Source organism: Bradyrhizobium sp. U87765 SZCCT0048 (genome assembly GCF_018131225.1).
Lineage (GTDB): Bacteria > Pseudomonadota > Alphaproteobacteria > Rhizobiales > Xanthobacteraceae > Bradyrhizobium_A.
On the sequence record NZ_JAFCMM010000001.1, the window covers coordinates 1,082,556 to 1,094,510 of the forward strand.

General features: G+C 65.6%; 8 protein-coding genes. 3 read left to right on the forward strand and 5 right to left on the reverse strand.

What is annotated here, in order from left to right; all coding sequences use genetic code 11:
- Positions 1 to 79: 79 nt before the first annotated feature.
- Together JQ639_RS04775 and JQ639_RS04780 are read right to left on the reverse strand one after the other, a co-directional pair.
- Positions 80 to 1,348, reverse strand: a complete 1,269-nt coding sequence (locus tag JQ639_RS04775; protein WP_349644731.1) for an amidohydrolase family protein — start codon at positions 1,346 to 1,348, stop codon at positions 80 to 82.
- A 12-nt stretch (positions 1,349 to 1,360) separates the two neighbouring features.
- A complete protein-coding gene (locus tag JQ639_RS04780; RefSeq protein WP_211969162.1) occupies positions 1,361 to 2,710 on the reverse strand; it encodes a solute carrier family 23 protein in 1,350 nt (449 codons plus the stop codon).
- A gap of 324 nt (positions 2,711 to 3,034) precedes the next feature.
- Between JQ639_RS04780 and JQ639_RS04785 the strand changes: the two genes are divergently transcribed.
- Both JQ639_RS04785 and JQ639_RS04790 read left to right on the forward strand, forming a co-directional pair.
- Positions 3,035 to 3,961, forward strand: coding sequence for a LysR family transcriptional regulator (locus tag JQ639_RS04785; RefSeq protein WP_211969161.1), 927 nt, complete (start codon positions 3,035 to 3,037; stop codon positions 3,959 to 3,961).
- A gap of 175 nt (positions 3,962 to 4,136) precedes the next feature.
- Positions 4,137 to 5,297 (forward strand): DUF7256 domain-containing protein, encoded by a 1,161-nt coding sequence (locus JQ639_RS04790; RefSeq protein WP_249123504.1) that lies wholly within the window; start codon positions 4,137 to 4,139, stop codon positions 5,295 to 5,297.
- A 35-nt stretch (positions 5,298 to 5,332) separates the two neighbouring features.
- On the opposite strand, the gene JQ639_RS04795 is transcribed toward JQ639_RS04790, so the two are convergent.
- The 3 genes from JQ639_RS04795 to JQ639_RS04805 form a co-directional block, all read right to left on the reverse strand.
- Positions 5,333 to 7,360 carry an aq_1923 C-terminal domain gene (locus JQ639_RS04795; RefSeq protein ID WP_211969160.1) on the reverse strand — a complete coding sequence of 676 codons (2,028 nt, stop codon included), beginning with the start codon at positions 7,358 to 7,360 and terminating at the stop codon, positions 5,333 to 5,335.
- An 83-nt stretch (positions 7,361 to 7,443) separates the two neighbouring features.
- A complete protein-coding gene (locus tag JQ639_RS04800; protein ID WP_211969159.1) occupies positions 7,444 to 8,517 on the reverse strand; it encodes a YiiG family protein in 1,074 nt (357 codons plus the stop codon).
- Between the two features lie 186 nt (positions 8,518 to 8,703).
- On the reverse strand, positions 8,704 to 10,056 hold the full coding sequence (locus JQ639_RS04805; RefSeq protein WP_211969158.1) for an MFS transporter: 1,353 nt from the start codon (positions 10,054 to 10,056) through the stop codon (positions 8,704 to 8,706).
- 317 nt (positions 10,057 to 10,373) lie between these two features.
- Here JQ639_RS04805 and JQ639_RS04810 point away from each other — a divergent pair, with 317 nt between their 5' ends.
- Entirely contained in the window at positions 10,374 to 11,891 is a 1,518-nt protein-coding gene (locus tag JQ639_RS04810) for a helicase HerA domain-containing protein (protein ID WP_211969157.1), read from the forward strand.
- Positions 11,892 to 11,955: the final 64 nt, after the last annotated feature.

Consider the following 11,955-nt stretch of genomic DNA (forward strand, 5'->3'; position numbering starts at 1 on the left):
CGGTTGAGGGTGTGCGATGCCGTGGCGCGTCAAGCGCGCAATCGGCGGGTTGATCGTTTGGACGTTCGGGCCGGCGAAGCTAGCCGCCGGTCGCGCTCGCCGGTGCGCCTCCGCGCGCAAGATGTTGCATGCGATCGAGATCGACACGGCGGCCATGGCTCACGACATGGCGCGGCGGGGCGTGATATCTCAGCGCCTCGATGACATCGGGCTGGCCAAGCACGACGAGATTGGCGTTCGCGCCGACGGCGATGTCGTGCCCCGATACATTCATCGCCTTCGCCGGTGCGACCGTGACCATGTCGTACAGCTTCTCGATCTCCTCGCGCCCGGTCATCCACAGCATGTGCGAGGCGAGAAAGGCCACTTCCAGCATGTTGTTGCGGCCGAACGGATAGTAGGCGTCGGAGATGTCGTCCTGACCGAGGCAGACATTGATGCCTTCGCCGAGCAGATCCCTGACGCGGGCATGCAGCGGACCGGTATGCGGATCGCTGACCACCGAGACCGCGGCCTTGCGCAAGGTACCAGAAAGCCGCTGCAGGTAGGGCTCGCCATACAGCGCCATGGCACGGCAGTGGTGGGCAAGCGCCCGTCCCTGCCAGCCCCGCCTGATGGTCTCGGTCGCCATCATTTCGAGGGTCCGGAGGCTGGCGTCTCCGGCATCGTCGAGCAGCATCGAGATATCGGCATCATGGGTTCGCGCCAGGTCGAAGCAGAAGTCGATATGCTGCTGCGCCTCCTGATCGCTGAATTCGATCCAGGGAATGCCGCCGACCACATCCGCGCCCAGCGCCATGGCTTCGTGCATCAACCGATCCGTGCCGGGATCCTTGATGATGCCGTCCTGGGCGAATGCGACGACCTGCACGTCGACGATGCCGCGGAATTCGTCACGCACCGCGATCAGGGCCTTGACCCCTTCGAGACGCGCCTTGCTGTCGACATCGGCAAACGCACGGATATGCAGGTTGCCGTGCAGCGCCGCGAGCGCCACTGCGCGGCGGGCGTTCCGCGTGATCCAGGACGCATCGTAGTTGTCCTTGACCACGCGGGCGAGATCGATCGCCGCCAGCGCCTTGCCCATATCGGCGCCGTGATAGGCCGAGAGCGCCGCCTCGTTCATCATCGGCAACGTCCAGACCTTGCACAGATGCAGATGCGGGTTGGCGAACGAAACCGTCACCAGACTGCCTTCGGCATCGATCTCGTCCTGCGCCAGAACGCTCAGCCCGCCACCGATCGCGGAGATCCGACCGTCCGTGATCGCGATGTCGAAGAGTTCATCACCCTTGTGCCGCAGCCGGGCATTGCGAATGCAGAGATCGACCATATCAAGCACCACCACCTTGTTCCTTCCTCAAAAATCGCCGACGCCGATGGATTGCGCCTTCGCCTTCATGCCGCCGAGATCGCCCGATCGCTCCTTGCGTCCCAGCAGATAGTAGAGAATGATCGCTCCGAATGTCGCACTGCCGATGCCGCCCAGCGTGAAGCCGGCAAGGTGCAGCGTCAGGTCGCCCGCGCCGGCCGTGAGCACCACCGCGACCGTGATCAGGTTGCGGGCATCCGAGAAATCGACATTATTCTCGACCCAGATTCGTCCGGCCGTCGCCGCGATCATGCCGTAGACCACCACCGAAAGACCACCGATCACCGGCCCCGGGATGGTGAGGATCACGGCTCCGAACTTCGGCGACATGCCGAGCAGGATGGCAAACACACCGGCAACGACAAACACCAGGGTCGAGTAGATACGGTTGACCGCCATCACCCCCATGTTCTCGGCGTAGGTCGTGACACCCGTGCCGCCACCGCTCGCCGACACCACCGTTGCAATGGCATCGCCGAGAAACGCACGCCCGATGTCGGCATCGAGATTGCGACCCGTCATGATCCCGATCGCCTTGATGTGGCCAAGATTTTCGGCCGCCAGGATCAGCGCGACAGGCGCAATGAGACCGATGGCGTGGGTGGTGAATGTCGGGCTGACGAAGTTCGGCAGACCGAACCATGCAGCGCTCTCGATCGCCGCGAACGAAATCGGCTTGGCGAGACCGAACATGTTGGCTCCGACGAAATAGGCGACATAGCCCGCGACACCCCCGAGCAGAATGGGCAGACGGCGCACCAGCCCCTCGGCATAAACCGCAATCAGGCCCACCGTCACGATCGTGACCAGACCCACCACCGTATCAAAGCCGGTCGCGCTGATGCTCTTCACCGCAAGGCCAGCCAGGTTGAGGCCGATCACCGCGACAACCGCGCCAGTGATGACAGGCGGCATCAGCAATCCGATCCAGCGGGTCCCCGCCAGGATCACGACGACACCGATCACGGCGTAGAGCAGTCCCGCGGCGATGATGCCGCCGAGCGCGTCGGCAATGTTGGGATTGGGACCTGAGCCCGTGTAGGCCGTCGCGGCGATGACCACCGCGATGAAGGAAAAGCTCGACCCGAGGTAGCTGGGCACGCGCCCGCCGACCATCAGGAAGAAGATCAGCGTGCCAATGCCGGAGAAGAAGATCGCCACGTTGGGATCGAATCCCATGATGATCGGCGCCAGCGCCGTGGCGCCGAACATCGCCCCGACATGCTGCACCCCGACCACGATCGTCTGGCCCCACGGCAGCCGCTCGTCCGGCGCGATCACGCCATCCTCCTTGAGCGACCAGGTTGGCAGCCACGTCCCCCTTCGATTGGTGTCCATCGTTTCCTCCTTGTGTCGTCGGTCCGGGTGGCGATGCCCCCGGCCGGGACGGCCTCTGGATGGCCGGTCTGCAGCCGGCTCTTGCTGTCGTGGGACAACCATGGACGGCCGCGGCCGCGAGGTCCAATAGCTCTTCCTGAAGGATTCATCGGCCAAACCGATAGCTTTGCCAAACGAGTGTCTACCCCGCTCAAAAATCGCTCATATCATGCTTCTTTTGGTGGCATGGTAAGGTGAGAAAGCGCTGCTATCGCTATTTCAAATAGGAGCAAGCCCCCATCGCCGCCGGGGGGCCACCGCTTCAACACCGCAAGGACCGCCTGCATGGAATTCCGCCAGATCCGGTACTCGCTGTCAGTCGCTCGCGAACGCAGCTTCACGAAGGCGGCCAGCCGTCTCAACGTGTCCCAGTCCGCCGTCTCCGAACAGGTCAAGCAGCTCGAGGAGCGCATCGGCTTTCCCTTGTTCAAGCGTGTCGGCCGCGGCGTCGAACTGACCGAGCGTGGCCGAATGTTCCTTCACGAGGCGGAGCGTGTCGCCAACGATGTCATGAGCCTCGACGACGTCGCGCGCCGCCTTAGCGGCGTCGGCGGCGAGACCATCAGCATCGGCATCGCTTCGGGTCTGGCCGCCAGCCTGCTGCCGCGCTTCCTCAGTGCGGATGTCATTCCCGAGAGCTTTCAGCTCGAGATCCGCACGGCGCCGCCGCGCCTGCTGTTCGAGGAACTCTACCATGACCGACTGGATCTCGGTGTCGCGGTGGAAGTCGCGCCGGATCGCATCCCGGCCGGCCTCACGCCAGAGCGTCTCGCCGAGATCGAGATGATCGCCATCCTTCACTCGGGGCATCGTCTTGCGGACAACAAGCCGGTGATCGACCTGCGGCTGCTGGCCGACGAGCCTTTTGTCATGAGCGAGCTGGCGCTCGGCTACGGCCAGATCGTCAGCGAGATGTTCGACGATCTCGGACTTCGCCCGCGGATCCGCGCGGTGGTCGACAATATCGAGACGATGAAGGTCGCCGTCATGACCGGCGCCGGCGTCGCGCTGGTTCCTGCCGGCAGCGCCGACAACGAGGTCAAGCTCGGCGAGCTGGTAGCGACACCTCTGGTGCCGGCGAGAAGCCTCACCATCAGCTCCTACAAGAGCAAGAAGGCCATGTCACGGCGCAAGGAAGCCGTGCTGCACGACATTGTCGCTCACCTCCGGCGTTCCGGCCTGCAGACGACCGACGCGACGGCAGCGCGTTGAACCAGCTGCGCAAAACGTGCGACTGAAACGGAATGCCAAGCCGTTCGGCCGATTCGCCCTTGCTCGCTGGTTCCAGTGCGGCCCCGACAAACAGGACGATGTGATCGACGATGCCGGCGGCAAATACCGCCTCGAAATCCGTGCGGTCATTCGCTTGCCATGATGGAGCCGTTGCATGTTGAGGCGACAGTTTGTGGCGAGCGGTCTCCTCGCGCTCGCGGGGCTGAGATCGGGAGTAACGACAGCGATGGCTCAATCGAACCGGCCACCGGATCCGCAAGCGCTCGACGCCCTTCGCCCGGGCATGCCGGTCTCGCGCGTCGCAGACGCAGTCGGAGCCGCGTGGCGCGAACTGGCGCCGCACAAGGGCGGCACGGTCGATGTGCTGGAAAACAGCCATGGCATCATCGTCCGGATCGATCGCGAAGGCCGAGTCGGCGCCATCAGCTACGATCACCGCTTTTCCGGGACGATCGACGGCCTATGGATGGGGATGTCACTGAAGAGCGCGCAAGCCGCCATGCCCGACCTCAAGGTCGGCGCCGATCTCGCATCGATGCCCGGCGTGCGCATCGGCAACAGATCCTTTCCCGACGGATCGCAACTGCAGGTCACGTTCACCCTCGAAACCATCAACCGCATGAGCCTTGCGATCCCCGGCGCGGCCTATCCCGCGCCGACCGCACCGCCCTATCCGGCGGCGAGCGGTGCAGCCGCGGCCCCGTTCATCGACGTCAACTTCAAGCTGGCCGTGCTGTCGTCTCTTCTCGACGCCAAGGCCATCGACCTCGGCACGCCTCAACAACTTGCCGCCCATGCGCTCGGCCGTCCGGTCGACCTCGATGACGAGGGCTATGCCCTCATCCCGCAAGCACGGGACTATCTGGCGCGCTATCCCCTGACCGAAGATCTCCTCGCGGCCGTCGAGCGCCTGGAGTTCGACGGCGGCGCAACGATCTATCCCTACGTCCAGTATTTCTGGGACGGCGAGGACGATACCTTCACCATTGGCGATATCGCGGGCATTGAGAAATGCCCGAACCTGACGGAGTTGCGGATCATTTCGATGATCGACGGCATCGACGCTCGCCAGCTAGTCCCGCTGCGCAGGCTCGCGCGGTTGAGCTGCGACACCGGCGTGACCCACCTCGAGGCGTTGCTGGATCTCCCGTCCCTGAAGGAGATCAGGATGATGAGCAACAGCCTCTACGCGGAAGTCAGCGCCGCCGGACACTCCACGCGACGGGTGTTCGACACGCTGAAGTCGCGGGGCGTGCGCGTCTGGGTGCACTGGGTCAGCCACACAGGTCCGGGCCATCCTCCTCCGTTCGAATGATCGACCGTTTTCCGGCAGCGCGGCCGACGTCTTCGCTACTGCCGCGTCACCGACATGTCGATCTTGGCCAGAAAGCCATCAGGATCCTGCTCCGCCGCCTCGATGTCGGCAAGGCTCAGTCCCGCCTCCTGCTTGGCCTTCACCGAGACCAGCAATGCGCCGGGCCTGGTGATGAATCCGCTGATCGCGGCGTCGAGATCGCGGGCCTTGTCCGCATCGTGAACGAGGTCACGCAGGACATCCTGCGCCATCCTGATCAGCGATGCGCGCGTTTCCTCGACCGTGACCCCAGCCTTCTCGCTGCGCAGCTTCAGCAGACGATCGAACAGGCCACTGTCCTCGACGCGCAGCGACACCGCGCGACCGGTCAGGGTACGCGTCGCCCGCTCTGCCTGTACCGGATCGTCGGTGAACAGCTCGCGCTTGACGCCCCCCAACGAGCCCGTCATCCGGATGCCGCCAACGTCCCTGGCGCTCAGCGAGACCTCGTCGATCGCCAGCGTCTGCTCCGCTTCATGCCAATCGACATCCAGCGCGAACGAGGCCGCGACCTGACCGTAGCCAAGCTCACGCAGGACATCGAACGCGGGCGACTGCGCGCCCGCCGGATCGATCATCAGATCGGTGACCGCGCTGCGGAACGACGACGGGATGCCGTTGACCGGCCGTAACATGCGCAGCTCGCCGCTCTTGAGCGCGAACTTGAGCCGCGGCCCCGTTGTGTTTCCGCCACCATTCCGGTTCGCCCCTGCGCCGGCGCCGCCCTTCGGCAGATCGACCACGACATCTGCGACCCGCCAGTGGCCGAGTTCGGGCATCAACGCCGAGGGCGACGATGGCGATGACGTCTCCCGCCCGGCCGCCTGCCCCTTTTCAAGCGCTGCAACGGTCGGCGCCCAGGAGAAGCCTTTCACCTCGAACTCGCCGACCGAGAACTTGTCCGACGGCCCGCCCGAGAATGCCATCCGGCCGACACGCAGATCGGCCTTGCGATCGCCGAAGGCGACGCCGACGCTGTCGATATCCCCGTAGACGGTCATGTCGCGACCGGGCTGCCGGGCCACCACGGCGACATGCACATCCCGGAACTCCATGTTGCCGTCGACGATCATGTCGAGAACCGAAAGTGCCCGGTGGACATACGCCTGCCGCTCCGCGGCCGGCAGGCTCTCGGGCGCGTCAGTCGCGCTCAGCTCGTTGATGATGTCGAGCAACGGGCGCGACTGCAGACGCACGCGAAAGCCATCGCCGCGCGCCTCGGTCATGGTTACGACCCCGTCCTCGATCTGTTCGCGGATATCCTTGACGCTGAATGCGCCGTGCAGACGCAGAACGCTGTCCTCGCCCGGTTTGGCCACTTCCGTATAGAGTCGGACGGTATCGGCGATCCCGACATCTTGCGCTGTCATCGCGCCCATCGACGCCGATATGTTCCCCGGCGACTTCGTTTTGCCGGGCATATCGGCCACCATGTCATATTGTGCGCCGCCGGCGCGGACGATCGCCGCCCGTCCCTGCGCCAACTTCTCGACGGTCACGTCACGATAGACGACGTTCTGCTTTCCGAGCTTCACGGTCTGAGCGAACAGGACCGACGGCATCACGATACGGTCGGCCTCGAATTGCGCAACGCGATCGGCCGGCGTCCTCGCATCGCCCGTCAGCATGCTGCGCAGGGTGGTCGCATCGAGATTGGCACCTTCGATGTCGATCTGCGGAATCGTCCAGGTCATCCTGCGACCGTCGATCCGGACGTTCTCGCCATGGACGCCGCCGCCATATGAGAACACCCGCGGGCGCAAAACAACCGTGCCGACGTCGATCGACCGGCCTCCCTCCAGCGGCAGCGACACGTCGCGCAGATGAACATGCCCCGGCCAGGCAAGTTCGACCGCACCGAGCTTGACCCCGCCTGCCCGGGCACGCGCCACGAGTTCGTCGACACGCAGCTTGCAGATGACGCCAGCGACAACGGCGAGCACCACAAGAGCCGCGGCTCCCCAGGCGATGGTCCGCAGCCCGCGGCGCGGTTTCTTCGCCGCAGCATCAATCGATGAAGACATTCCGTAATACCCTTATTCCATTACCCTTGAAGATATCCTGTCGCCGCGAGATCCTCTCCCCGCGCGCCAGGATGCCCGGTCCGTTACTGTCCAATGAATCGCAGAATGTCCGCCGGCATGGCAAGCTCGATCTGCTCACGAATGTTCGGGAACGTGCTCCGCGGCCGATCTTCGGCAGCCTCCTTCAGCGCAGCCGGCTTGCCCTTGACCTCGCGGACGGCCTTGCGCATGCGCACGGCGATCATCTCGTTCAGATCACGGTCATAAAAGTCGGCGAGCGCACTGCCCGGCCTGGACATGTCCGCAGCGAACTCCGCCCGCCGTTTGTCGGCGAGCTCCGAGAGCGCCGTCACCTGGCTTTCGACCTTCGCAAGATCGAGCGCCTCATGCTTTCCGAGCTCATCGGCGAGCGCGCGCGCCTGCTGCCAGTCCGAGAGCATCGTGGCGACTACGTCCGCACGCGGCGCGTTCGCCGCAACACGCGGGATGACGGCGGCCATGGCCTCGACATGGAGCTGCTCCAGCTCGCCTGCCACCGCATGGCAGGACTTGCCGATGGCGACGAGCTGGTCGTTGAGGCCGTCGCCTTTCCTGAACTTGTCGGCCTCGTAGTCCTTGGCGTTGATGTAGTTGGCGAGATCCTTGAAGACGGGGCTACTGGACTTGACGAGATCGTTGGCCTTGACCATGGCGTCGCTCATCCTCTGCCCAAGCCCGGCCCCGAACAGCTCCGGCACAGGCGGCAGTTTGTCGAACGTTCGCACCGAATAGTTCATCGCCAGGATGGGTGTGCGCCCGCGACGCCAGTCCTGATAGCGATTGGATGCCCATAACGTCCACGCAGCGTCGGCGCAGGCGCTGCGCACCGTCCGCACCACCTGCAGAAAGTCAGATGCCGCCCTGACATCACGGGCCGGCGAAGCCGCTGCATCTGCGGTCTTGCGCGGCTCGGGCTGCGGCGGCGTCTCGGACTTGCTGGAATCCCAGGGCCAGAACGCCAGTTGCAACGATGGATTATCGGCCTGTGCCAGGGCAGGAATTCCGGCAAGGCCGATACATGACATCGCAATGACCATCCAGATTCCGACTCTTGACATGAGATTCCCTTGGCAAGCAACATGACCACAGGGGAAGCCAGACTTTTCGGTTGAGGCCAAAAGATGACATTCCCGGACAAGTCACAGCCGAAGCAATCCGCCGGGCGCATCACAGCCCTGCACGCGACTTCACATCGCTGTCGCATGCGCTGCAATCGGCGCCGATGGCCGCCGCATCTGCCGACGATCACATCGATGAGATAAAATGGCACGGTGGGCGACCTTCAGCCGGCGGCGCCCTCGTCGTCACGGGAGAGACCGGCGCGGACCCGCGTCACGGACGTGCCGTGACAGCAGTGCAAAGGCCAACAGCGCAGCGCACGACAACAGCGGCGCAACGCAGCTGACCTGGAACAGTTGTGCCGGCGGGATCTCCAGCGCAACCAGCGCACCTCCTACCAGCGGCCCGAGCAACGATCCCATGCGGCCGACCACCTGCGACCAGCCGATGCCCGTCCCGCGCACAGCGACCGGATAGTAGCCGGCGATGTGGGCGTTCAACGCCAGCTGGCCGCCGATGACACAGAAGCCGCTGAACGAGATCGCCGCCATGATCGGCCCGAACGCCATGCCCGAGACACCGATGGACAGCACCGCGACGGCGCCAAGAAGATAGGCGACGACGAGGACGACGACCGGATGAGCGAGCCCGCGATCGACGAGCTGGGTGCAGACGATGCCGCCGGCCATCCCCGCGAGGTTGAAGACGATCGCGCCGAGCACCGCATCATGCAGCGGCAGGCCCGCCTGATGCAGCAGCATGGGGATCCAGCTCGTGAACAGATAGACCAGCAGCAGGCTCGAAAAGAACGCCAGCGCAAGACACACGCTGCCGACCGCGAGACCGTCGCGAAACAGCGAAGCGAACGATCCTCGATGGGCCGGCGCCGCCGGAAGCGCGAACGTATCGCTGTCCTTGAACCCACCGCGCGGATCGATCTGCCGCAGGATCGACGCGATCGTCGTCTGGCCGTCGGGCTCCGCCACCAGAAACCCGATCGATTCCGGCAGTGCGCGCACCAGAACGAGCGCAAGGCCCAATGGCAGGACACCACCAACGACAAAGATGAAACGCCAGCCGAACAGCGTGATCAGCGGCAGGCAGACCATGCCGGCAAGAACAGCCCCGACCGCGATTCCGGCCAGCGTGATCGCCACCCATGTCCGGCGCCGCCGCGCGGGCGCATATTCGGACACCAGCGCCATGATGTTGGGAACGGCGCCGCCGAGTCCCAGGCCGCAGAGGAAGCGGATCACGGCCAGCGCCTCGATCGACCAGGCGAATGCCGACGCGACGCTGAGCACGCCGAACAGGACGACGCACAGCAGCAGCACACGCCGTCGCCCGATGCGGTCCGCGAGATGGCCGAACGCGAACGCGCCGATCATCGCGCCCAGCAGCACGGCGGCGAACACTGGACCGAAGACACGCGCCGGCAATTGCCAGTCCGATGCGATGACAGGAGCGATATAGGCCAGCGCCTGCGTGTCGAAGCCGTCGCACAGCGCGACCAGAAAGCACAGCACGAAGACGCGAATCTGGAAGGCGCTGGTGGTGCTGTCGTCGATGGCGGCCCCGACGTCGATCCGTGTGTGCAATGCTGTTCTCGGTCCGGCGATACTCCCCTGTCGCCGTGCCGCGCGGGCCGCGGCGCAGGGGTCGGGCCGCTCCGGCCCGCTCCAGCTTTCGCCGGCCCCGTCGTGATCGTCAAGGCGGGATCGGCGATGCCGGAACCCGGCCCCGCGACCGCATTCCGCGGGCCATCCCAGCGAATCACCAGGTCTGACGGCCAGGAATTCCGCGCTCGCCCATCCCTGGACGCCATCGATGTGGACCATTCGGCGATCGGGCGGCACGACGCTCGACGGACCGCCATGGGGTTGATAAGCCCTCTTGGGAAATTTCGAGTCGAATGATGACGGTTGCGATCGAGATGGGACAGACCGCGGCGGGGACCGCAGCGGCCATGGACCTCGAGGAACTGCTGGCCACCCGCCTGCTGGTGCAGGGTAATTCGGGCTCCGGCAAGTCCCATCTGCTGCGACGGCTGCTGGAACAGAGCGCCCCGTGGGTGCAGCAGGCCATCATCGACCCGGAAGGCGACTTCGTCACCCTCGCCGAGCGATTCGGCCATCTCGTAATCGACGCGGAAGATCACACCGAGCGCGGCTTGCAGGTCGCCGGCGAGCGTGCGCGCATCCACCGCGTTTCCACGGTGCTCAACCTCGAAGGGCTTGACGCCGAGAACCAGATGCGCCGCGCCGCCGCCTTCCTCGGCGGCCTGTTCGACATCGGCCGCGACCACTGGTACCCGATGCTCGTGGTCGTGGACGAGGCGCAGCTGTTCGCGCCTGCCGTGGCCGGCGAGGTCTCGGACGAGGCGCGCAAGCTGTCGCTCGGCGCCATGACCAACCTGATGTGCCGCGGCCGCAAGCGCGGGCTCGCCGGGGTGATCGCGACCCAGCGCCTGGCGAAGCTCGCCAAGAACGTCGCGGCCGAGGCGTCCAACTTCCTCATGGGCCGCACCTTCCTGGACATCGACATGGCGCGCGCCGCCGACCTCCTCGGCATGGAGCGACGCCAGGCGGAAGCCTTCCGCGACCTGCAGCGCGGCCAGTTCATGGCGCTGGGGCCGGCGCTGTCCCGCCGCCCGCTCGGCCTGCGCATCGGACCGACGGAAACCCATCCGCGCAACGCCACGCCCCGGCTGATGCCGCTGCCCGAGGCGACGCTGGAAGACGCGCGCGCCATCATTCTCGCCGCGCCGCCGCCGGACACCACCGCGCGACCGCAGCGCCGGCCGCCGCCGTCGCCTGATCTCCTCAACCAGTTGATGGCGGCGAAGTCGGCCGCGATCGAGGTCCGTCCCGAGCCGGCAGAGCAGCCGCCCAGCGCAGAGGAACTTGCGGAACGGCGCGAACGGCTCGACCGTATCCTTCGCGCCATTCTGGCAGAGCCCGATGCCGGCTTCCGCGCCATCGGTATCCTCTACCAGGAGTTCGTCGTCCGCTGCCGGATCGAGGGGCTGGGCTCGGCCGTGCCCGATCTCAACGAATTCCGCCGCATGCTGACCCATGCCCGTGCCGGTCTCGGCGCCGACATGGCCGACGACGGCGCCTGGCAGGACGTCTCGCTCCGCGCCTCGATCCTGCCCGACGACATGCAGGGCGTGTTCATGATGATCGCTCGTGCGGCGAAGGAAGGCCAGCCTTGTCCCGGTGACGCGGCGATCGCGCGCGCCTACGGCACCCACTCCCTACGCCGCGCACGACGCCTGATCAGCTACATCGAGGAACAGGGCCTCATCGTCTGCCAGCTCGACGGCGCCGGCCGACGCATCGTGACGCTGGTCGAGCTCGCCTGGGCGACGGCGCCCGGCGATCCCAATGCCGACGAGCCGGCGGCCGAGGATTTTGCCAGTCCGCCGGCATGACCCGGCGGCTGCCGGCTGCGACGACACGATCGCCGAGCCGATCCACCGCGCAGATCACATTGCT